The 22,087-nt window shown below is 68.7% G+C and carries 20 protein-coding genes; 8 read left to right on the top strand and 12 right to left on the bottom strand.

What is annotated here, in order from left to right; all coding sequences use genetic code 11:
• Positions 1 to 65: 65 nt before the first annotated feature.
• Genes treY through glgB form a run of 5 tightly spaced genes read right to left on the bottom strand, consistent with a single transcriptional unit; the run spans position 66 to position 10,411 of the window.
• Entirely contained in the window at positions 66 to 2,555 is a 2,490-nt protein-coding gene (gene treY, locus CSW62_RS13785; RefSeq protein WP_099578693.1) for a malto-oligosyltrehalose synthase, read from the bottom strand.
• The gene (malQ, locus tag CSW62_RS13780; protein ID WP_099582296.1) at positions 2,552 to 4,510 is read right to left on the bottom strand and encodes a 4-alpha-glucanotransferase; all 1,959 of its coding nucleotides are present in this window, start codon (positions 4,508 to 4,510) and stop codon (positions 2,552 to 2,554) included. The genes treY and malQ overlap by 4 nt, the downstream gene beginning before the upstream one ends.
• On the bottom strand, positions 4,507 to 6,240 hold the full coding sequence (gene treZ, locus CSW62_RS13775) for a malto-oligosyltrehalose trehalohydrolase (RefSeq protein ID WP_099578690.1): 1,734 nt from the start codon (positions 6,238 to 6,240) through the stop codon (positions 4,507 to 4,509). Before treZ ends, malQ begins: the two co-directional genes overlap by 4 nt.
• Positions 6,237 to 8,339 carry a glycogen debranching protein GlgX gene (gene glgX, locus CSW62_RS13770; protein ID WP_099578688.1) on the bottom strand — a complete coding sequence of 701 codons (2,103 nt, stop codon included), beginning with the start codon at positions 8,337 to 8,339 and terminating at the stop codon, positions 6,237 to 6,239. The genes treZ and glgX overlap by 4 nt, the downstream gene beginning before the upstream one ends.
• Entirely contained in the window at positions 8,336 to 10,411 is a 2,076-nt protein-coding gene (gene glgB / locus CSW62_RS13765; RefSeq protein WP_199170600.1) for a 1,4-alpha-glucan branching protein GlgB, read from the bottom strand. The genes glgX and glgB overlap by 4 nt, the downstream gene beginning before the upstream one ends.
• 279 nt (positions 10,412 to 10,690) lie before the next feature.
• On the opposite strand from glgB, the gene glgA reads away from it, so the two are divergent.
• The 4 genes from glgA to CSW62_RS26415 all read left to right on the top strand — a co-directional run bounded on the left by glgA (position 10,691) and on the right by CSW62_RS26415 (position 12,999).
• Entirely contained in the window at positions 10,691 to 12,331 is a 1,641-nt protein-coding gene (glgA, locus tag CSW62_RS13760) for a glycogen synthase GlgA (RefSeq protein ID WP_099578684.1), read from the top strand.
• Positions 12,328 to 12,561: a hypothetical protein gene (locus CSW62_RS13755; RefSeq protein WP_099578682.1), complete on the top strand. Its 234-nt coding sequence runs from the start codon at positions 12,328 to 12,330 to the stop codon at positions 12,559 to 12,561. Before glgA ends, CSW62_RS13755 begins: the two co-directional genes overlap by 4 nt.
• 94 nt (positions 12,562 to 12,655) lie before the next feature.
• Entirely contained in the window at positions 12,656 to 12,841 is a 186-nt protein-coding gene (locus tag CSW62_RS13750) for a DUF3606 domain-containing protein (protein WP_099582295.1), read from the top strand.
• Positions 12,841 to 12,999, top strand: a complete 159-nt coding sequence (locus CSW62_RS26415; RefSeq protein WP_158235438.1) for a hypothetical protein — start codon at positions 12,841 to 12,843, stop codon at positions 12,997 to 12,999. The genes CSW62_RS13750 and CSW62_RS26415 overlap by 1 nt, the downstream gene beginning before the upstream one ends.
• A gap of 312 nt (positions 13,000 to 13,311) precedes the next feature.
• Here CSW62_RS26415 and CSW62_RS13745 read toward each other — a convergent pair whose 3' ends face one another.
• The 4 genes from CSW62_RS13745 to CSW62_RS13730 form a co-directional block, all read right to left on the bottom strand.
• Positions 13,312 to 13,968 carry a Crp/Fnr family transcriptional regulator gene (locus CSW62_RS13745; RefSeq protein WP_233206794.1) on the bottom strand — a complete coding sequence of 219 codons (657 nt, stop codon included), beginning with the start codon at positions 13,966 to 13,968 and terminating at the stop codon, positions 13,312 to 13,314.
• Between the two features lie 262 nt (positions 13,969 to 14,230).
• Positions 14,231 to 15,487 carry a DUF6880 family protein gene (locus tag CSW62_RS13740; protein ID WP_143324393.1) on the bottom strand — a complete coding sequence of 419 codons (1,257 nt, stop codon included), beginning with the start codon at positions 15,485 to 15,487 and terminating at the stop codon, positions 14,231 to 14,233.
• Positions 15,488 to 15,502: 15 nt separating this feature from the next.
• Positions 15,503 to 15,778: a hypothetical protein gene (locus tag CSW62_RS13735; RefSeq protein WP_099578677.1), complete on the bottom strand. Its 276-nt coding sequence runs from the start codon at positions 15,776 to 15,778 to the stop codon at positions 15,503 to 15,505.
• Between the two features lie 146 nt (positions 15,779 to 15,924).
• Positions 15,925 to 18,276: a PAS domain S-box protein gene (locus tag CSW62_RS13730; protein WP_158235436.1), complete on the bottom strand. Its 2,352-nt coding sequence runs from the start codon at positions 18,274 to 18,276 to the stop codon at positions 15,925 to 15,927.
• Between the two features lie 86 nt (positions 18,277 to 18,362).
• On the opposite strand from CSW62_RS13730, the gene CSW62_RS13725 reads away from it, so the two are divergent.
• Positions 18,363 to 18,650, top strand: coding sequence for a hypothetical protein (locus CSW62_RS13725; RefSeq protein ID WP_099578673.1), 288 nt, complete (start codon positions 18,363 to 18,365; stop codon positions 18,648 to 18,650).
• 230 nt (positions 18,651 to 18,880) lie between these two features.
• On the opposite strand, the gene CSW62_RS13715 is transcribed toward CSW62_RS13725, so the two are convergent.
• A complete protein-coding gene (locus CSW62_RS13715; RefSeq protein WP_099578669.1) occupies positions 18,881 to 19,246 on the bottom strand; it encodes a response regulator in 366 nt (121 codons plus the stop codon).
• Between the two features lie 495 nt (positions 19,247 to 19,741).
• On the opposite strand from CSW62_RS13715, the gene CSW62_RS13710 reads away from it, so the two are divergent.
• Both CSW62_RS13710 and CSW62_RS13700 read left to right on the top strand, forming a co-directional pair.
• Positions 19,742 to 20,215 (top strand): Hsp20 family protein, encoded by a 474-nt coding sequence (locus CSW62_RS13710; protein WP_099578666.1) that lies wholly within the window; start codon positions 19,742 to 19,744, stop codon positions 20,213 to 20,215.
• A gap of 409 nt (positions 20,216 to 20,624) precedes the next feature.
• Positions 20,625 to 20,801 carry a hypothetical protein gene (locus CSW62_RS13700; protein WP_233206684.1) on the top strand — a complete coding sequence of 59 codons (177 nt, stop codon included), beginning with the start codon at positions 20,625 to 20,627 and terminating at the stop codon, positions 20,799 to 20,801.
• A 51-nt stretch (positions 20,802 to 20,852) separates the two neighbouring features.
• On the opposite strand, the gene CSW62_RS13695 is transcribed toward CSW62_RS13700, so the two are convergent.
• Positions 20,853 to 21,053, bottom strand: a complete 201-nt coding sequence (locus tag CSW62_RS13695; RefSeq protein ID WP_099578660.1) for an HIG1 domain-containing protein — start codon at positions 21,051 to 21,053, stop codon at positions 20,853 to 20,855.
• Between the two features lie 203 nt (positions 21,054 to 21,256).
• Positions 21,257 to 21,478: a hypothetical protein gene (locus CSW62_RS13690; protein WP_099578658.1), complete on the bottom strand. Its 222-nt coding sequence runs from the start codon at positions 21,476 to 21,478 to the stop codon at positions 21,257 to 21,259.
• 130 nt (positions 21,479 to 21,608) lie between these two features.
• Between CSW62_RS13690 and CSW62_RS13685 the strand changes: the two genes are divergently transcribed.
• Positions 21,609 to 22,079, top strand: coding sequence for a hypothetical protein (locus CSW62_RS13685; RefSeq protein ID WP_099578656.1), 471 nt, complete (start codon positions 21,609 to 21,611; stop codon positions 22,077 to 22,079).
• The last annotated feature ends 8 nt before the right edge of the window (positions 22,080 to 22,087 follow it).

Genomic DNA, 22,087 nt, shown 5'->3' with positions numbered 1-22,087 from the left:
GAAGCCTGACCATGGCGCCGGGTAATGCGCGCGCTGTCAACCAGGCTGGCCCGCGACGCAGCGTCTCAGTCGATCGACCACCAGAAGGGCTCCTGGTCCATGACCTGCGCCAGTCGGTGGCCATCGGGCAGGGCCGTATCCGCCCACCAGCCAGGGTCGATGAGGGGCTCGCCGCGTTCCATGCAGGCCCGCGCGCCGTGCAGCGCTGCCAGGACCAGAAGTCTGCCTGTAGGGCTGGCGCGCTCGAAGGCGAGCGCCTGCCTGGCGCGGGCGCCCGTCAGCGCGATGGGACGCAATGGCGCGGTGAAGAGATCGGGGCGGGCGCGCCGCTGGCCCAGCAGTCGCGCGATCAGGGCCTGCTTATGGGCGCCATCGCGCCAGGTTGACGGCGCGCGCCGGGCGCTCAGAGCGGTCTGTCGCGCGCTGTAGTCGACGGGGCGGCGGTTGTCCGGGTCGACCAGGCTAAAGTCCCAAAACTCCGCGCCCTGGAAGAGATCGGGCACGCCGGGCAGGGTAAGTCGCAGGCCGGTCTGCACCAGACTGTTGGCGACGCCGGCCGGGGCGAGGGCCGTGACGAATTTGGCGCAGGCCTGGCGGAAGCTGGCGTCACCGCCGGTCAGCAGGCGCCGCAGGTAGGCCTCGCAAGCCGTCTCGTAGGCGTCGTCCGGAACCGTCCAGGAGGTGCGAAGCTTGGCCTCCCGCAGAGCCTTGCGCTGCCAATCGGCCAGGCGGTCGGCGAAGGCGCCCATGCCGACGGCGTCGTCGGCCACAAGGTCCAGCGGCCAGGCGCCGACGATCATTTGATGGAGCATATGGGCGTCTCCCGGCTGGACCTGGCCTAGCGGTGCGAGGTCGAGCCAGGCGCTGGCGTGCTCGATCCAGAGATCGGGGATCTGGCTGAGGACGGCCAGGCGCGCGCGCACATCTTCGCCACGCTTGTGGTCATGGGTGGCCGTGGTCAGGAGACTGCTTGGAAACGCCGCGCCGCGCTCGGCCGCGCGCTGGGCGAACGCCGCCGGGGTCGTCGAGAACCGGTGGGGATCGAAGCCGACGTCATTTCGCGACAGCAGGCGGCCGTAGCGATAGAAGGCGGTGTCTTCGACCGCCTTGGCCGCGACTGGCGCGCTGAGCTGCTCGAAACGCCGGATCGCTTCGGCGCGCAGGTCGGCGGGCGCTGGGCTCTGTCCCGACAGCCAGCGGCCGATCTGCTCCAGAGCCACGCCGGACGCCGGCTCGGCGTCTATGGCCTTGGACAGGGCGTCCAACGGCGCGACACTCGTGTCGGCGGCATAGGTGCGATAGACCCCGAAGGCGACGACGATGGCCGTCAAGGCGCGCCGCAAAGCCGGTAAGGCAAGGTCGCGGGTGACGACATCAGCTGTGGCCAGCCGGTGAAACGCCCGCGCCGCAGCGTCCAGTTGGCCAGCGAAATCCCGCGTCAGGATTTCACGGCGGGCGGCTTGTTCCTCCACCTCGAAGTTCGCCGGTCGACCGCTGACCCGCGCCCAAAACCGCGCCAGGGGCTCGGCCCCGGCCGGGTCATGCTGTAGGGCGGAGATCTCGTTCATCACCTCATAGCCGGTCGTGCCGTCCACGCCCCAGTCGGTTGGCAGGGCCTCCCCGGCCCCAAGAATCTTCTCGACGACCAGCCACGGCGCGCGCTGCGGGTCGGCCGCTTGGAGCGCTCGACGCAAGGCTCGGCAATAGGCCGGCGGGTCGGCCAGCCCGTCGACATGGTCGACGCGCAGACCCTCGATCAGGCCTTCGCCATAGAGCCGCAAGGGCAGGGCGTGGACGGTGTCGAACACCATCGGATCCTCGATCCGCAGTCCGGCCAGTTCGGTAATGTCGAAGAACCGGCGCCAGTTGATGGCGTCGCCGGCCGTGCGCCACCAGGCCAGGCGGTAGTGCTGGCGCTGCAAGAGCGCGTGAAGCCGGGCCGGGTCATAGGCGCGCGCAAGACGCTCGCGATCGAGCTCTTCGAGACGCGCCGCCCCGGCTGCGGCCAGAACCTCCTCATAGTCCTCGCGCCGCAGTGGAAAGCGGTGGGCCTCGTGGGCGAGGACGGACAGGCGGCCAGTGTCTTGCTCGACATCCAGCGCCAGGGCGCCGGCGGCCAGGGCCTCGCCATAGGGCGCGCCGAGAAAGGGGGCCAGGACCTTGCCCGCCAGGCCCGGCTCGGCTGGATTCCAGTCGATGTCGAAGAACCGGGCGAAGGGACTGGCCTGGCCCTTCTCCAGGACGTCCAGCCACCAGGCGTTGTCGTCGCCGCCGACGGCGACATGATTGGGAACGATGTCGAGAACCATCCCCAGACCCTGCGCGCGTAAGGCCTCGACCATGGCTCGAAAGCCCGGCTCGCCGCCCAGGGCCGGGTTGATCGTCGTCGGATCGACCACGTCATAGCCGTGGGTCGAGCCGCGTCGCGCCGTGGCGATCGGCGAGGCGTAGAGGTGGCTGATCCCCAGCCGGGCCCAATAGGGCGCCAGGTTCGCCGCGTCGGCGAAGGTGAACCCGGCGTGGAACTGCACGCGATAGGTGGCGGTGGGAATCATCGGGGTCTCTGGGCGTTCAGCCGCGCCAGGCGGGCGGCGACGAGCGGTTGAGAAAGCAGCGCCTCAGCGGGGCCAGGAAGGCGCCGGCGCCAGTTGGGATGGACCTCGACAACGCCGGGCAGGTTGGGGGCGTCTTCGAGGCCCAGAAGATCCTCCAGAGGGATCAGGGCCAACTCGCAAGGCGTTTCCGCGACAAGGGCGAGGGCCGCGTCCACCGCCGCCTGGGGCTCATCGCTGTCTGGCGGGGCTCCTTCGGCGACGCCGGCCTGGCGGGCCGCGTCCCAAAGGGTCTTGCGATCCTGTTCACGCGCGGCCCCCTCGGCCAGGCGATCGCCGGGCGCGCCCAGGCGCTCTCGCCAGGCGATGTCGCCGCCGCGCCACCAGCCGGCGACGGGCGAGAGGTCGTGGGTGCTGGTCATGGCCACGGCCAGGCGATCCCAATCGGCCGGCGGCTTGAACGCGCCATCGGCGTCGCGCTCGAACGGCAGGACGCGCATGCCCAGGAGGCCGCGTTCGGCCAGCTTGTCGCGCAGGCCCTCGGGAACGACCCCCAGATCCTCGCCGATGACCACGGCGCCGGCGCGGCGCGATTCCAGGGCGATCAGGTTCAGGAGGTCGTCGATCGGGTAGCGCAGATAGGCGCCCTGGTCGGCCGGCGCGCCGTCGGGCACGACCCACAAGCGGCCAAGGCCCAAGGCGTGGTCGATGCGAAGGCCGCCGGCGTGGCGCAGGGCCGCGCGCAGGGTCGTCAGGAACGGCGCGTAGCCGGACGTCGCCAACGCTTGGGGTGAAAAGCTGGTGATGCCCCAGCCTTGGCCGGCGGCCTGGAAAGCGTCGGGGGGCGCGCCCAGGGTCAGGCCGATCATCAGGTCCTGCGGCCGCCGCCATGCGTGCGAACCGCCTGGATCGAGGCCGACGGCCAGATCGGTGATCAGGCCAAGTCCCATGCCCGCCGCCTTGGCCTCGCCGTGGGCCGCTTGCAGGCCCAAGTCCGCCAGCCATTGGGCGAACAGGAAGAATCCGGTCCGCTCGCCAATGCCCAGGGCCTCGGCGGCGGCCTCGGCGCTGGCCGGATCGCGAAACGCGCTTGGCCAGGCCCGCCAACCTCCCGCGCCCAGCGTGGGGGCGAAATGCTCGTCCAGCGCCTCGAACAACGCGTGGCGACGAAGCTCCACGCCTCCCGCGGCGATGAAGTCCTCGAAGCGCGGATCGCCCCCGAAGGCCTGGTAGGCGGCGTCGAGCCGCGCCAGCTTGGCCGCCGAGGCGCTAGGCCAATCGATCAGGTCCGGACCGCCAGGCGGCGCGGCCGCGGCGCCGAGCGTGCTGGGATCGGCATAGAGGATGTTGAGGTGGTCGCGGCTGGAGGGCGAGTAGGGACTGCAGCGCGCCGGGGCGGCGGGGAACAGGGCGTTGGTCGGACTGATCGCCAGGGCGTCGGCGCCGGCCGTGGCGGCGGCCTTGGCCAGGTCGGCCAGGCTTGCGAAGTCGCCAAAATCTCCATGGTCACGCGCGGCGTAGAGCTGCGCGCCCAGGCCCCAAGCACGGCGGCCCAAGAGATCGCGCGGCGTCAGGCAGCGCGGTGGGCAGATCGCCAGGGTGACAAGACGATCCTCCAGCTCGAGGGTATGGTAGCCGGGCTCGGCCAGCGCGAAAGCCAGGGCGCCGTCGCGGACTTGCAGGTCCAGGCCCCGGCCATCCTCGTAGATCACCCTGGCGTGACGCGCCGGGCAAGGCAGCGTGACGGTCGCGCCGGCCTGGGCGACGATGAAGGCTGGCGGCGCCAGCGCGCGGCGGACGTCCTGCGCCTGGCGCGGCGTATCGGCGTCATGGCCCAGGGCCGTGAGCACCGCGGCGATCGTCTCACGACCGACCCGCCGATCCTGTCCGTCGAAGTCCACCCAGTCGACGACCACGCCCACGTCCTGCGCCAGGGCCAGCAACGGATCCTGGTTCATGGCGCCGCCTCCAGCCAGGTCACACAGGAGGCCGGCGCGAGCCATCCCTCGGTCAGGCCCTCGCCGACCACGGCAAGCGGCGGCCCGGCCGGGGCCGCGGGCATGGCCACGGCGCTTTGCCCGAGATTGACCGCCAGGCTGTAGGTCTTGGCGCCCAGCCGCCAAGTCGCCTGGACCGCCTTGGCGCCGATGGCGCTCGCGCCCAGGCTCACCGCTTCGTCGATGTGCGGCGCCAGATGCTCGCGTCGCAGCTTCAAGAGATGGCCGATGAGCGCGCGCCAGGCCGCCGCCTCCGGTCCAGGCATGGGCCTGGAGGCTTCAAAGGTGGTCAGCGCGTTGGGGTCGGGAATTTGCGCGCGCGCCTGGGGATCGGCGAAGGCGGGGAACTTGGCGAATTCCCGGCGGCGGCCCTCGCGCACGGCGTCGGCGAGGTCGTCGTGGAAATCGGTGAAGAACAGGAAGGGGCTCGCCGAGCCATCCTCCTCGCCCATGAACAGCATCGGGATCTGCGGGCTCAGTAGGAGCAGGCCCATGGCCGCGCGCAGCCGGTCGGGGGCCACAAGGCGCGTCAGGCGCTCCCCCAGGGCGCGGTTGCCGACCTGGTCGTGGTTTTGCAGGAAGTTGACGAAGGCCGTCGGCGGCAGGTGGCTGCTGGGCGCGCCGCGCGAGCGCCCGTCGTGATTGGGCGAGCCTTCGCCCTGATAGATGAAACCCTCGGCCAGGCTGCGCGCCAAGCGTTCGGCGGGCCGGTCGGCGAAGTCCTGATAATAGCTGTAGGTCTCGTCGGTCAGCAGGACATGGACGACATTGTGGAAGTCGTCGTTCCACTGGGCGTCGTAGCCCGCCACGAGGCGGGCGGGGTCGTTGGTCTCGTTCTCGAGCACCAGATGGATGGGACGGTCCTGGATGCGCGCCCGGATCTCTGCGGCCATCGCATCGAGGAAACCGTTGTCGCCAATGGCGTGCACGGCGTCGAAGCGCAAGCCGTCCAGCCGAAAGGTCTCGAGCCAATAGAGCGCGTTGTCGATGAAGAAACGCGCCACGGGCTCACGACCAAAGGCGATCGCTGGCCCCCATGGGGTGTGGCGATCCTCGTCGAAGAAGGCGCCGGCATAGGACGGCAGGCAGTTTCCGTCGGGACCGAAGTGGTTGTACACGACGTCGAGCATCACCATCATGCCCAGGCCGTGGGCGGTGTCGACCAGAGCCTTCAGCTCATCGCGCGTGCCGTAGGCGGGCGCGATCGCATAGGGCAGAACCCCGTCATAGCCCCAGTTGCGCTCGCCGGAGAACGCGTTGAGCGGCATCAGCTGCAGCGCCGTGATCCCCAGTTCGGCCAGCTCGGGCAGACGCTTGGCGACCGCGCCAAAGCCGCCAAGCAAGCCGCAGTGGGCTTCGTAAAGCACCGCTTCGCGCCAGGGCCGGCCCGGCCACTGGTCATGCACCCAGACATAGGCGTCGGGCGCGGGCAAAACGCTCCAGCCATGCACGTCGCTGGCCTGGGCCCGCGCGGCCGGATCGGGGACGGCCAGGTCGGGCTTGATGCGAAAGCGGTAGCGCGCGCCGGGCTCGGCCTGCGTGACCAGGCTGAAAGAGCCCTTGCCATCTGGCGTCATGGCCAGGGCCGTCGCGCCGTCGCGTTCGAGCTCGACCCGCGCGCAGCCTGGCGCCCAGAGCGCGAAACGGACTTGGCCATCGGCGAGCCAGGCAGGGCCGAACGTCCCGCTCACGGTACCGACCCGACGCCGCGCAGGACCACGGCCGCGCCGCCGGGAAGCTCCAGGGTCTCGCCGACCGGCCCGAGCCCAGCCTGGGGATCGGCGCTGTCGACCAGCCGCTCGTACGCCAGACCCTCGGAGGGCAGGGAGAAACTCAGGGTCTGATCGGCGCCATTGAGCGCCAGGGCGAGCAGCTCCAGCTCACCACTCGGCAGGCGACGGGCGCGGCGCATCAACAAGGCCCGTCCCTCGGGATTTTGCCAGTCGTCGGGCGAAAGACGCTGGCCTCGCTCGTCGAACCATTCGATGTCGAGCACGCCTGGCGCGACCTCCTCCTGGCCATAGAGGAAGGCGCCGGCCCGAAGCAGCGGATGGGCTTTGCGCAGCGCGATCAGGCGCGCGGTGAAGGCGCTTAGCGCTTGACCCTCGGGGCTGGCGGCGCGTTTCCAGTCGAACCAGCTGATCGCATTGTCCTGGCAATAGGCGTTGTTGTTGCCGCCCTGGGTGCGGCCGAATTCGTCGCCGCCCAGCAGCATCGGCGTGCCCAAAGAGGTCATCAGGGTGGTCAGCATCGAGCGGCGGACGCGGTCGCGCGTCGCCTGGATGGCGTCGTCCTCGGTTGGACCTTCGGCCCCCCAGTTGCGCGAATAGTTCTCGCTGTGGCCGTCTTGGCCGTTCTCGCCGTTGGCCTCGTTGTGGCGCTCATCGTAGCTGACCACATCGTTGAGCGTCATGCCGTCGTGGGCGGTCAGCATGTTGATGCTGGCCCAGGGACGACGGGCGCGCCTGTCGAAGAGATCGCCCGAGCCCGAAAGGCGCGCGGCGAGGTCGGGCCGCTGGCCTGCGTCGCCGCGCCAGAAGCGGCGGGTGGTATCGCGGAACTTGTCGTTCCACTCGGCGAAGCTGGGCGGATGGTGCCCTAGCTGATAGCCGCCGGGGCCGATGTCCCAGGGCTCCGAAATCAACTTCAGCCGGCCCAGCACGGGATCCTGACGCAAGACGTCGAAGAAGGCCGCGCCGGGCGAGAAGCCGTCGTCGCCTTCACGGCCCAAGGTCACCCCCAGATCGAAGCGAAAGCCGTCGACCCGGAACGACTGGGCCCAGTAGCGCAGGCTGTCGGCGACCATCTGGATCACCCGCGCAGAGGCCATGTTGAGGCTGTTGCCGGTCCCGGTGTCGTTGACGCAGTGGCGCGGATTGTCGGCCAGGAGGCGATAGTAGGTGGCGTTGTCCAGGCCCCGTAGGGAGAGGGTCGGCCCCATCTCGCTGCCTTCGGCGGTGTGGTTGTAGACGACGTCGAGGATGACCTCGATGCCGCTGGCGTGCAGGCGGCGCACGGCCAGGCGGAACTCGTCGGCGCTGCCATGGGCCAGGTAGCGGGCCTCGGGCGCGAAGAAGGCCAGGGTGTTGTACCCCCAATAGTTGGAGAGGCCCTTCTCCTGAAGGAAGCGGTCCTGGGTGAAGGCGTGAACCGGCATCAGCTCCAAGGCGGTCACGCCCAGGCGTTTGAGATGGTCGATGACCTTGGGATGCGACAGGGCCGCGAAGGTGCCGCGTTCGGGCGGGCTGACCTCCTCCAGGAGCGCGGTCAGCCCCTTGACGTGGGCCTCGTAGATCACCGTCTCGGACCACGGCGTGTTGGGGCGGCGATCGCCGTCCCAGTCGAAGCTGTCGGCCGTGACCACCGACTTGGGCATGGCCGGGGCGCTGTCGCGGCGATCGAACGACAGGTCGGCCCGCGGCGAGCCGACGTGATAGCCGTGAACGGCGTCGGTCCAGCGCAGCTGGCCGGCCAGGCGCCGTGCATAGGGGTCCAGCAACAGCTTGTTGGGATTGAACCGGTGACCCTGCTCGGGCGCGTAGGCGCCATAGGCTCGAAAGCCGTAGAGCTGGCCGGGACGGGCGTGGGGCAGGTAGCCGTGCCATACCTCGTCGGTGCATTCGGGCAGAGGGTAGCGGGCCAGTTCCTTGCGTCCCGAAGGGTCGAACAGGCAAAGGTCGATGCGCTCGGCATTGGCCGAGAACACCGCGAAATTGACCCCTAGCCCGTCAAAGCTCGCGCCGAGCGGGTAGGGGGATCCAGCCTCGAGACGTTCGGGAAGCGTGGTCAAGCGTGGGGTCCTTCATAGCGGAGGTAGACCGCGGCCAGCGGCGGCAGGGTTAGGTTGATCGTCTCGGCGCCATCGATGCTGCGGCTGTCGACGCCGCCTTGGTTGCCCAGGTCGCCGCCGCCGTAGAGGGCCGCGTCGGTGTTGAGGATTTCGGTCCAGCGCCCGGCGAACGGGACCAGAACCGAACGGCCGAGGCGAGGCTCGGGCGTCATGTTGACGGCGACGATCATCGGCGCGCCGCCATGGAACGAGCGGCGCTCGAAAAGGAAGACGCCATCCCGGTCGTGGTTCTCGGCGATCCAGGAAAAGCCGCGCGGGTCGGCGTCGGTGTGGTGCAGCGCGCCCTCGTCCCGATAGACCCGGTTGAGGTCGCCGACCAGGCGTTGCAAGCCGCCGTGATCGGCCTCGTCCGCCAGCGCCCAGTCCAACTCGCGGTCATGGTTCCATTCGCGCCACTGGCCGATCTCGCCGCCCATGAACAGCAGCTTCTTGCCCGGGTGGGCCCACATCAAGGCGAGCAGGGCGCGCAGGTTGGCGAACTGGCGCCAGCGGTCGCCCGGCATCTTTGAGATCAGCGAGCCCTTGCCATGCACGACCTCGTCATGGCTGAGCGGCAGGACGAAGCGCTCGGTGAAGGCATAGGTCAGGCCAAAGCCAAGGTCGCCGCCATGCCAGCCGCGATGCACCGGGTCGCGGTGCATGTAGCGCAGGGTGTCGTTCATCCACCCCATGTTCCACTTATAGGAAAAGCCCAGGCCGCCTTGGTCGACTGGAGTGGTGACGCCGGGCCACGCGGTCGATTCCTCGGCGATGGTGATGGCCGACGGAAAGCGCCGGGCGACCTCGGCGTTGAGCCGGCGCAGGAAGGCGATCGACTCCAGGTTTTCGCGGCCGCCGTGGACGTTGGGCGTCCATTCGCCGGCCTTGCGGCTGTAGTCGCGGTAGAGCATGGAGGCCACAGCGTCGACGCGCAGGCCGTCGATGTGGAAGCGGTCGAGCCAATGCAGGGCCGAGGCGATCAGGAAGGTGGCGACCTCTTCGCGCCCCAGATTGTAGATCAGGGTGTTCCAGTCGGGATGGAACCCCTCGCGCGGATCGGCATGCTCGTAGAGCGCGGTGCCGTCGAACTGCTCAAGCCCGTGGGCGTCGCTCGGGAAATGCGCCGGCACCCAGTCGAGGATGACGCCCAGGCCGGCCTGATGGCAGCGGTCGACGAACCGCGCCAGGGCTTCGGGCGCGCCATAGCGGGCGCTGGGGGCGAACTGGCTGAGCGGTTGATAGCCCCAGGAGCCACCGAACGGATGCTCCATGATCGGCATCAGTTGGACATGGGTGAACCCCAGGCCCGTGACATACGGGATCAGGTGGTCGGCCAGGGCGTCCCAGTCGTGCAGGGTTTGCCCGTCCCAGGGTCGCTTCCACGATCCGGCATGGATCTCATAGATGCTGATCGGCGCGCCGGCATGATGGCGGCCCGCGCGGCCGGCCATCCAGTCGGCGTCGCTCCAGGCGTGATCGAGCAGCGGCGCGACGATCGATGCGGTGGCCGGCGGCGTCTCGCTGGCCCTGGCAAGCGGATCGGCCTTGCGACGGACCACGCCGTCGGCGCCCTCGATCTCGAACTTGTAGCGCGCGCCGGCGCGAAGCCGCGGCACGAAGATTTCCCAGACGCCTTGGGTGTGACGCAGCCGCATCGGATGGCGCGCGCCATCCCAGCTGTTGAAGTCTCCAATCAGGCTGACGCGACGGGCATCGGGCGCCCAGACGCTGAAGGCCACGCCGTCGATGTCCTCGAGTTTTCGGGGGACCGCCCCCAAGCGCTCGGCCAGGCGCAGAGGCTCGCCTCGGCCAACCTCGTCCAACACCGCATCGGGGAGGGCGGGTCCAAAGCCATAGACGTCTTCGGTCTCCTGAACGCCATCGGGCCAGACGATCCTCAGGAGATAGGGCGATGAGCCCTTCAGTTCGCCTTCGAACAGGCCGGGCGCGGTTTCTGGAAGGCTCGCCAAGCGACGACGGGACTTGCGCGCGATGACCTCCACCGCGCTGGCGCCCGGTTGAAATGTCCGCACCACGCCCCCGTGACGTCCGAGGTATCCGAACGGATCGGACGCCCAAGACACCTTGCTATCCAACCCCACCCGCCGCCTCCGATTTGCTGCAGGTGCACAACGGACAACCGTCCAATCTGTGCCGTGACTCATCAAAAAATAATCCCGGGAACTGCTGGTCACGCTCGTTGTTTCTCGAACATCTCCAAGGAGTTTTCAGGCGATGGCGTTCGGGGCGGGGCAGAACTTTGTGTGCGGTAGCGAAGCTTGTCTTCGCCGGCCCGTCGTGGGCGCGGCGCGATGACCGGCCCCGAGGTCCTTTCCGTCGCCGCGGAGATCTTCCCCCTCGTCAAGACCGGCGGCCTCGCCGACGTGGCCGGCGCCTTGCCGCTCGCCCTGGCGCGCGAAGGCGTGCGCGTGACCACGCTCGTACCGGGCTACCCGGCGGTGATGGCCGCGCTCGAGGATTCCACCGAGGTCCACCGCTTCGCCGACCTGATGGACGGAGAGGCCCGGCTGCTACGGGCGCGCGCCGGCGCCCTTGAACTCCTGGTGATCAATGCGCCGCATCTCTACGACAGGCCGGGCAATCCGTATCTGAAGGGGCCGGGCGAGCCGTGGCCCGACAACGGATTGCGATACGGGGCCCTGGCCAAGGTCGCCGCCGAGATCGGCCTTGGTCTCCTGGCGGATTACCGCCCAGCCGTGATCCAGGCCCACGACTGGCACGCGGCCCTGACCCCGGCCTACCTGTTCTACGCGCGCCGCAAGGACCGTCGCCTGAAAGCGCCGCCTGTGGTGCTGTCGATCCACAACCTGGCCTTCCAGGGCCTGTTTCCGGCCGAGCTGCTCGGAAAGTTGGGCTTGCCGCCCGAAGCCCTCGCGGTGGAAGGCGTCGAATACTGGGGTGATATCGGCTTCCTGAAGGCCGGCATCCAGTTCGCCGACCAAGTGACTACGGTATCGCCGAGCTATGCCGCCGAGATCACCACCGAAGACGGCGGGATGGGTTTGGGCGGGTTGCTGAAGGCGCGCGCCAAGCGCCTGGTGGGAATTCTCAACGGTATCGATGATGATGTCTGGAACCCGCAGACCGACCCCGACATCAGCGCCCGCTACAGCGCCCAGACCATCGAGCAGAGAGCGATCAACAAGCTCGCTCTCCAGGCCAAGTTTGGCCTCAGACCTGATCCCGAGGCGCCGCTGTTTGGCATTCTGTCGCGTCTGACGGACCAAAAGGGCGTCGATCTGCTGCTGGGCGCCTTGCCGGTGCTGTTTGGCGAGGGCGCGCAGCTGATTGTCTGCGGCCAGGGCGAGCCGCGTTATGAGGCCGCCTTCGCCGAGGCCGCCGAGCGCCACCCAGGGTCCATGGGCCGCTACCTAGGCTATCGTGAGGAGCTGGCGCACCTGATCCAGGCCGGCGCGGACGCCATCCTAGCCCCCTCGCGGTTCGAGCCCTGCGGCCTGACCCAGCTGTGCGCCATGCGCTATGGCGCGGTGCCGGTGGTCTCACGCACCGGCGGGCTGTCGGACACCATCATCGACGCCAACACGGCCGGCATCGCGCGGTCAGCGGCCACCGGTGTCCAGTTCGCGCCAGCGACCCAGGATATGCTCGAGGACGCCATTCGGCGCACCTGCGCGCTCTATCGCGATCCGGTCAGCTGGCGACGCGTCCAGCTTAACGCCATGGCCTCGGACAGCTCCTGGCGCGTATCGGCGGCCGAATATGCGAGCCTCTTTCGCAAATTGTCGGCGCGTTCGGCGATCAATCGGGCCGCCGACGCCGCCAAGACCGGCTCGGCGAGCGGCGAGCCGCGCAGCTTCGCGCCGGTTGGTGGCGCGGTCGATCCGGACGGGCCGGAGCGCGCTTCGCCGCAAGCCGCCGTCACGCGGTCCGCGCCGAGAAAGGCTGCCGCGCGAGGGGCGACAAAGGCATGACGGTCGCCGATCTGATCACCGCGCTTGGCGATTGCGATCCCCAGGCGATCGTCCTGATCCCGGCGGCCTCGGCGGTCGGCCAAGCCAGCGAACCCGTCATCGACGTGACCCGCGTGGAGGCCGAGCACTTTGGCGGCGGTCCGGCGGCCCAACGCGGCGCGGTCCGGCTCACCGGATTTCCATTCTTGCTGATGGTTTCAAGCTCGGGCGCGGCGGACTTGCGCGACTAGGCCGGACCACGCGACGGAAGCTGCCAAGGAGCGCCGGCGTGGTCCCGATGGTCGGGGTCGAGCCGCGAGCAGAAACTGAAACGAGGGTATGAGCATGTCCGACGACAAGACCAGGTCCGGTCCGCAAGACGCCTCACGCATCAACCTGAGCGAAGACTATGAGGTGGCCTATTGGACGCAGGCTCTTGGGGTCTCGCGCCAGGCGCTCGAGCACGCCGTGGCGCAAGCGGGCGTCAGCGCCGATGCGGTCCGCGCGTTCTTGCAGCGCGGCGCCCATTAATGTCGCACCGCCAGAGCGCCCGGGCCAAGCCCTCTGGCCGGCGCCTGACGCGGGTGGCGCTGCTGGTGATGTTGATCGCCCTTGAGGCGGCGCCCGTGTTCGCCTTGGGCGATGGGACGCGACCTGGCGCGGGACTGCCACTCTGCGCCAGCCGCTGACGCCAGTAGTTCCCAATGCGCACTATCCTGACTTCCGGGCCCCTCCGCCAGCCCGCGCAACGCGCCACTGCGGCCGCTGGGGTGGAACCCGCGTCAGCGCGAGGGCGGGCCAGGTATAATCAGGTAAGCGGACAGCCGCGTGCCGTCGCAGAGGAGCCAAGCCGCCGTGCAAGGCTCGTCGGCGCATGGCGAGCGCCCCTTCGCAATCCTCGCGGCGGCGCGCCTCGTCGCCGAACCGAGCTGGTCATGCCACACGCAGAGCGCAAACCGGCGGTCGCCGTATCCGCGCGGCTTTGATCGATGGTTGGGTGATCAGGCGATCACGGCGCCAAGGCTCAGATAGAGCGGATCGAACAGCGCCAGGCCCTCAAGCCTGGCTTGGTCGACGATGGTCAACCGGCGCCGCTCGAGCCGGATCAGACCGCGCGCGCGCAAGTCCTGCAGCACCCGGTTGACGTGGACGGTCGTAAGCCCTTGCGCGTCGGCGATATCGGCTTGCGTCGCCCCCAGCATGAAACCGTTTGGATCGGCCGCTCCGACGGCGCTGAGTCTCGCCTGCAGTTCGCAGAGGAAGTGCGCGATCCTCTGGGTCGCGTCTCGCTGTCCGATATTGACCACCCAGGCGCGCGCCACGTTGGCGCCGATGGCGACTTCGCGCGCGAACGCGCTGACGAGCTCAGGATGATCGACGGCGAGACGGGCTAGACGCTGATGGGGAACCGACCAAACCGAGCAGCGCGACAGCGCCTCGATATTGTCTGGACGAGCCTCGAGCAGCGAAGCCTCCGCGTCGGCCGTGTCGCCGGGGAGCAGGACGGCGTGGATCTGGCGGCGTCCATTGGGCAGCAGCGTCATCCGACAAGCCCAGCCTTGACGGATGACCGTGATATCGCGGGGCGCGTCGCCAGCCTCGGCGATCAAGGCTCGAGGATCGAAGTCGACCGCTTGGCCGAGCAGTTCGTCAAGCACGTTGAGGGACGGACCAAGAAGACTGTGGGCGGCCAGCCGCCGCGCCACGATCGAAGACGGACCTGGAGCGCTCGTCGTGGGCCGAGCAGGGCTCTGGTGATGACGAATCTGAAGCGACAAGGGCTCTACTCCGCGAGGCCGGAGTACGAGATCTCCTAAGCGGGAGCAGGCCGGTGAGACGCTCTCGATCCGTGCAGGATGCGCCTTGCGCCGCGGCTATGCCAACGGAAAGCGGCTGGCGTTTTTGTCTGGGGGCGCTGCGTCACAGACCGATCGTGTCGGCCTCCTCGGAGAGTCGCTGCGAAAGCTTCAACGCCCGCTGTTTGAACGCCGTCGCCGCGCCCCGCCTCAACAGCCGGTGGGCGGCGGCGGGAAAGCGCTTGCGAAGCTTGGCGGCCCAAATCTCGGCCTGCTCGGGATCGATCTTGGCGTCCTGGGCTCGCGCGAGGATCATGCGGCTGGCCTCGGGCAGAGCAGGCCAAGCCATCAACAGCTCCAAGCCCTTTTGAAAGTCCTGGTGCGTGGCGGCGTGGGCCAGCGCCTGGCCTTCGGCCTCTACGTCCTCGAACCCATCCAACCGGCCGACGAAGGCCTTGGCGCGGCCGATGTCCAAGGTGCGCTGGAACGAGGCCCACCGTACGGCCTGAGCGGCGGCGGCCTCACCCGTGGCCTCGAGATAGTCGAGCCAGGCCGTTTCCCAATCGAAGTCCGGCGCGGCCAGACGGGCCGCTTGGCCCTGGGGCTTGGGCGCAGCCAGACGCAAGGCCGCGCCGGCCTCTTCGACCTCGCCGACCTCCAGCCACCGCTGGGCGAGCTCGACCGCCACGGCCGGGGTCTGCATGGCGGGGGCGCTATAGGTGTCGCGGTAGGCCTCGACGTCACCGGCCGCGTCGGCGAGATGGCGGATCACCACCGTCCAACCAGGCGCGGTCCTGGCGCGCGCCAGCGCGAGCGCCAGGGCCGCCTTCGCCGTCTGGACCGGCAGGGCGGCCATCACCTTCGGCATCCATCTGGCCCAGGCCTGAGGCGCGGCCTGGGCCGCTTCGACCACAGCGTTGGCCGCCAGCTGAGGATCATGTGGGGCTAGCAGCCGGCCAAGATCGCCGGCCGCCCGGGCGTAGATCGCCTCGAACGCATCATCTGGATCGCGCAACCGCGGCGATGTCTGGCCCGCCGTGGCCAGGAAGCGCCACATCCGCTCGCGCGCCGCGTCCGGTTCCTGCCGCGCGAGCCGCTCGGCGATAAGGCCTCGTAGCGCGTCGAGGTCCCGCAGGAAGGCCGGCTTCTGGCGCCAGGTCACCTGGCCTCGGCTGGTTTCCAGGGCTCCAAGCCGCTTGTCGATCTCCGGCGCCAGGTGGGTCGCGCCAAGCCCGGCGGCCAGTTCCATGCGCAGCCGCCGCTTGAGATCGGTCCGGGTGTCGGCCACCTCGACCAGGATCTCGGCCAACCGCTCGGCGCCGAGCCCCGCGAGGTTCTCGGGCGTCACCTTCTTGAGAGCGGCGACACTTGATCTAGCCATGGACCAGGCCTGCGCTCACCGCCCGTCCGCCAGGAGGGCGATGACCTCCAGCCGAGCGCAGGCGGCCGCGTGGGCGACCGCGGCGTCCTTGGACGACACAAAGGCGATCTGGAAAGCGCTGACGGCCGCGCGTAGCGCCGTACAGAACGGCACCGCGTGGACCCTGCACACGAAGTCGGCTTCCGCGGCGAGGTCGTCGAAGAGAAAGGTCGCGTGGCTCGCCGGTCCGGAAACGAGCTCTGTGATGCGCTCAAGCTCGGTTCGATAGTGCGCGCGGACTCCAGGATTCATGCTGGCCCCTTGGCGTTGACACTGGCGCGGCGCACGGAGCGTCGCTGGCTTTAGGACAACGGCGCTGCGGGCCAAGTGATCCGTCGCGGGCGGATCGCAAGCGAGGCGAAGCTTGCGGTCGCCAGCTGCGCATCCGCCGCGGGGGGTTAGGCCGAACGTTCACGGCCGCCGCGCGAGCGCGCGAGGGGGATGACCGTGCCTTGGCTGATCGCCGAAGCCTGCGTCATGGTCATCTGGATCGCGTCCCTGAGGTCGTCAAGGCTGTAGGGCTTGCGAAGGATGCGAAACTCGCTCGCCAGATGCTCGGCCGACTGGCTGTAGCCGGTGGCCAAGAGGATCGGCAGATCGGGGTGACGCTCCCGCAGCAGCCGCGCCAGCCCCACGCCATCCATTTCACCGGCCATGACGATATCGCTGATCACCAGATCCGGGAGCGGCTCCTTCTGCATCGCGCTCAGGGCGGTCGCCGCGTCGATAGCGACCCACACCTGGTGGCCCAGGCTCTCGAGCAATCCGGTCGCCACGTCCGCCACATCGGGATTGTCTTCGACGAGCAGCACCTTGGCGGCCGCGATCTGACCACTCGCCGCCGACGCCTGGACCTTGGGCGTCGCGGTTTCACGCGATCGGGGCAGGAGGATCGAAAAGCGCGTGCCCGCGCCCAGCGCGCTATGGACCTGGACGTCCCCTCCAGCCTGCTGGGCGAACCCGTAGACATGGCTCAGGCCAAGGCCCGTCCCCTTGTCGATATCCTTGGTCGTGAAGAACGGCTCGAAAATCCGCTCCAGGATATCGGGGGCGATGCCGGTTCCGGTGTCGGCGACGCAGACCTCGACGAAATCACCTTCAAGCCCGCCAGCCGATGGGGGCAGGCTCGTATTGCGCGCCGAAATCGTCAGTCTGCCGCCCGCCGGCATGGCGTCGCGGGCATTGACCGCCAGATTGAGGATGGCCAGATCCAGCTCGCCCTGGTCGACCTCGACCGACCAGAGGGTTTCGGGGATGATCAGTTCCAATTCGATGCTGGCCGGTAGGCTGGTGGCGACCAGTTCGCGCACGCCGCTCATCCGCTCGGCGAAGGGGGCCACGGTCGTTTGCAGGCGCTGACGGCGGGCAAAGGACAGCAGGTGTCGCGTCAGGTCCTGGCCGCGAAGCGCCGAGGTCTCGATCGCGTCAAGGGCGCGGTGGGCCTTGGCGTCATCGCCCACCTTGGCGCGAAGCAGGTGGGCTTGGCCGCCAACGACCATCAAGAGGTTGTTGAAGTCGTGCGCCACGCCCCCGGTGAGCTGACCCAGGGCCTCCATCTTCTGATTGTGCGCGATCCGCTCGCGGGCCTGGTCGAGCTCGGCCTGGGCGCGCTTCTTGTCGGTGATGTCGCGGGTGATCTTGGCATAACCCACCAGGTGGCCGGTCTCATCGCGGATCGGGTCGATGACGACGTTGGCCCAAAAGCGAGTGCCGTCCTTGCGCACGCGCCAAGCCTCGGCCTCGAAGCGGCCCTCGCTGGCGGCCTGATGCAAACCTTGCAGCGGCAGGCCGGCGGCCCGGTCCTCCGGGGCGTAGAATTTCGAGAAGTGCTGACCGACGATCTCGCTGGCCTGGTAACCCTTGATCTTCTGCGCGCCGGCGTTCCAGTTGGTGATGATGCCATTGGGATCGAGCATGTAGAGCGCGTAGTCGACCACGCCTTCGACCAGCATCCGAAACTGGCGTTCGCTCTGGGCTAGCGCCTCCTCGGCCGCCTTGCGCTCACTGATGTCGCGGGTGATCTTGGCGTAGCCGATATGGGTCCCGGCCTCGTCATGGATCGGATCGATCACCACGGACGCCCAAAAGCGGCTTGCGTCCTTGCGTAGCCGCCAGCCTTCGCCCTCGAACCGGCCCTCGGCCTTGGCGGTGGCCAGCGCCAGGGCGGGGCGTCCCGCGCTGCGATCCTCAGGCGTGTAGAAGGCGCCGAAATGGCGTCCGACGATCTCCTCGGCGTCGTAGCCCTTGATGCGTTGCGCGCCGCGGTTCCAGTTGGTGACGACGCCGTTCACGTCGAGCATGTAGATGGCGTAATCGACGACGCCCTCGACGAGGTAGCGGAAGCGCCGCTCGCTCTCGATCAGGGCTTGCTGAGCGGCGCGCTGCTCGGTCATGTCGCGCGTGACCTTGGCGAAACCGATCGGCTCGCCGTGGTCGTCGCGCATCAGATGCAACGTCGCCACCGCCCAGAACTGACTGCCGTCCTTGCGCACCCGCCAGCCTTCGCCGTCGACGCGACCGTCTTTTCGCGCTTGATCGATTAGGTGCTCGGGCAGGCCCGCGCGGCGGTCCTCCGGCGTGAAGAAACGGCTGAACGGCTGGCCCTGAATCTCCTCGGCGCTGTAACCCTTGAGGTTCTGTGCGCCGCGGTTCCAGCTTGTGACCTTGCCGGCGAGATCGAGCATGTAGACGCCGTAGCCGGTCAGCGACTCGACAAGCAGTTCGAACCGGCGATCGTTGGGCTCAGTCATCTGCTGATCTTTCCGTCCCGCTCGCATCTGTTAATTGACATAAGCATCCACTGGAGCAAGCCTGCCATGTCTCACGGGAGGACATCATGGCCCCGCAGATTGCCAAGCTAAGCCCCGCCGACAGCCCCCTCGACCGTCGGTCGAAAACGCCGCCTCCGGGGCAGAAGTTCCAAAGCGATGAGGAAGATCTTCCGTTCAGCGTCGAGCTTTGGTCGTCCGATATGGGCGCCCTCGAACAGGTGGTCGCCGTCAGCGCCTCTCCATCGATTGGCTACGCGGCCTACTATGCCGCCACGCGGGAATATCCCGGCCGCGTCGTCGTGCTGCGCCACCAGGATCGCATCATGAGCCGCTGGGACGCCAAGCCCCAGTAGCCGGTCGGATTTGGCTCATGGCTGCGGCGACCTTTCAGGACAGCGCTCCCTTCACCGTCGAACTTCGGACGAGCCGCGGCCCAGGGCGTCTCCTTGGGCGCGCCGCCACGATGATCCTCGCCAACGCCATTTTCGAGGCTGCGCTTACGGCCCATCCGGGAGAGCGTATCGTCCTGTCACAGGGCGCGTTGGTGCTGCGCGACAGCGCTCCGACGACCTAGGTCGCTGCCTCAGGAGGGGTCTGAAACGTCCGCCACGGTCCGGGTCAGGGCGTCGAGCGAATAGGGTTTGCTCAAGAACCGGCCATCGTCAGGGACCGGCGCGGGGAGGGGGCGGCCGGACGTCACGACCAGGCGGATGGCGGGCCAGCGCTCGTGCACCAGACGCGCCAGTTCCAACCCGTTCAAGGCGCCGGGCATGTCGACATCGGTGCAGAGCACGCCGACGTCACTGCGGGCGTTCAGGATTTCCAGCGCCTGCTGCGCATCGGCGGCCTCCACGACGTCAAAACCCGCGTCGGCGACCGCAAGGCCAGCCAATTCCCGGATCAGGGGTTCGTCTTCGACGATCAGAACAAGGGGTTGGCGTGAGGACATGGCGACCGAACATCCGACCGCGCGCCGCGTTCCCGGCCCAAAGGCGTTCATCGCGTGAAAGAGTGAGTCTGTGGCTGCGGCGTCGCAGCTGCTGGGTCGCGGCGCGCCGCCGGTCCACGCCGCCGGCGCCAAAAGGATCGGCCGTCTCAGCCCGCCAAGGCATGGTTTAGCCGGGCGCGGGGCCCTGTCGCCCCGAGTTCAAGAGGTCAGAGCGAGGTGGTTGAGATGTCACGCCGTCAAGCTGCAGATAGCGGCATCAATACTGTATTGACGATCTGTGTCACCTCCCGAAGCTGGCGCTATGCTCGGGTTTGAGAGCAACGGAGGCCGCGCGACGCCGCGCTGGGTGTGATCGAAAAAAATGTGCTTGGGGGTGATTGACGCCGGCTTGGCGTATATTAGATTTCGTTGCGCCGAATGCCTCAGGGGTTCGGTTCTGGGGCGCCGAACGCTTCGGGCGTCCCTCATGTCCAACTTGCTTGCGAGGAGATGGAAATGAGCACTGCGTTTGATCTTTCCCCCCTGTACCGCTCGATGATCGGCGTCGACCGCATGGCGGACGTGCTGGAGGCCGCTCTCAGCAGCAGCGCCGACACCAGCTATCCGCCGTTCGATGTCGAAAAGACCGGCCAGGACAGCTACCGCGTCACGCTGGCCGCCGCCGGTTTCTCTCCGGCCGAACTGGAGATCACGTCCCAACCCAATCTGCTGGTGATTTCCGGCAAGAAGGCCAAGGGCGAGGAGGGGCAGCGTAACTTTCTGCATCGCGGCGTCGCCATGCGCGGGTTCGAGCGGCGGTTCGAACTGGCCGATCATATCGTCGTGCGGGCCGCCAGCCATGCCGACGGCCTGCTGACCATCGAACTCGAGCGGGAGATCCCCGAGGCGTTGAAGCCCCGCCGCATCGAGATCGGGCAAGCCTCGCAGCAGCGCCTGGCCGGGCCTGAAAAAGCCCGCAAAGCGGCCTGACGACGGAGGCTCATCAGGCTTGCCGGCCCTGAGATCGCCAAGCGCGCACCATGGCCCTGCCGCCCTGCGGTAGGATTTCTCCACCCCCTGGAAGTCGTCAAGGACGCGGACCTGGACGCCGAGGCCAAGCGCGAGATTCTCGCGGCCTGGGCTTCGGACGCCAGCGCGGTGGAGGATCGACCCACCCACCGATGGCTGCTGGGAACCCACGCGCCCGTGCCGTTGAGCGAGGTGCTCGACGCCTTGCGGCGCCTGGACGCCATGAGTGTGGCTTAACTGTTGGGCGGCCGGTGGAAGGCCGGCCGCCGCCTTTTGTCTTGTGTGTTGTAGCGATATGCCGACGATGATTTCGGTCGCGCCCCAGGGCGCGGGCTGGGCCGTTCGCTGCCCAGCGCTTTTTGACAATCCCATGCTCTACAGGAGCGGCGCCCAGGCTGAAGGCGCGGCGCGGGCCCTTGCCGATCGCCTGAGCCAAGCCGGCCTCGACTGCCTGCTGGAACTGCGGCTGCGAGACGGCGCGGTGGCGGGCCGCTTCGTCTGCCCCGCCGCGCCCGCCATGGCTCCACCTTTGACGCGCGCGGCCTAGCGGCGGCGGTTCAGGCGACTTATGGCGATCCGAGGCCGGGCGGCTGGGCGGCTAGGATGGACGCACGCCCTTTTCCAGCTCCGCTCGGGTGGCCTCGTCATAGCTCGCCGGATCGTCGAACAGACGCTTGGCCGCCGCCTCTGTGATGGGATCGTTGCGCCGGTTGCGCGTTTTGTATTGGATCATCCCGTAGATGAGGACGCCGAGCAGGAGCAGGGCGCCGATAGGCCAGAGCACCTCAGGGGTGAACATCGCAGACTCCATATTGATGGACGCAAGAGCGCGCCGTTGGGCTTTTTAACGCCGTTGCGCGCGCCACGTTCACGGTCGCGGGACGGCCTAGGGTCAAATGGACGGTGGCGCCCGGAGAGCCTCCCAGGGCGCCAATGCGCGCAGGACCGCCCAGCCGCCGGTTAGCCGCCTTGGCTTACGGGCGGGGCTTTTGAACGACCGGCCTATCTTGGTTTGATGCGCGTGGCCAAGGGGTGGCGCCGCGCCACCGACGTGGCGGTCCAGACCAGGGCCGCCGTGGACAGAAGGACGCCGGAAACCAGAGCGCCGACCGCCAGGAGGCCCTTGGGCGTGACGCGAACCTCCGCGCGCAAGGTCACGCGACCACCCGTCAGTTCGATCATGGCGGTCTGCGGCGCGTCTGGCGTGCTCGGGGCAGGGGGCATGGGATCTCCTTTGCCGCTCTCGAAAGCCAAAGCCCCGCCGGCGGTTCCGCGGACGAGACCTGTGCGGTTCGGTGCGGCGGGGCGGCCCAGGGGCGTGAACCTTTGCGCGCCCTGGCGAGTTGAGCCCGGCATGAACAGTTCTCGGCTTTGGCCTTCGGCCCTGATCGGCGCGGTCGCCAGCGCGCGGTCGATGACCCCCATGGCGGCGCTCGCGGCCGCGCGCTTGGCGGGGGCGCGCACGCCTGGCCCGCTGCTGCTTCTCGACCACCCCGTGTTCAAGTTCGGCGCCCTGGCCATGGGGGCGGGGGAGCTCTTGGGCGACAAGATGAAGTCCGCGCCTGACCGCACGGTCTTCCTGGGCCTTTTGGCGCGGGCGCTGAGCGCCGGCATCGCCGGCGCCGCCCTGGCCCCACGCGGCAAGGCGCGGGCCGGCGCGCTGATCGCCGTGGCGACCGCGACGCCCCTGGCCTACCTCACCCTGGCCGGGCGCAAGCGGGCCATGGCCGGCCTGGGGCAGACCCGCAGCGGCCTTATCGAGGACGCGCTGGTGGTCGGCGTCGGCGCCGCGGTCGTGGCGCTGGCCGTCAGACCCAGACCCTAGGCCTCCGT

This window comes from Caulobacter sp. FWC2 (assembly GCF_002742625.1).
GTDB lineage: Bacteria > Pseudomonadota > Alphaproteobacteria > Caulobacterales > Caulobacteraceae > Caulobacter.
This window is presented reverse-complemented; position numbering and strand designations above follow the sequence as displayed.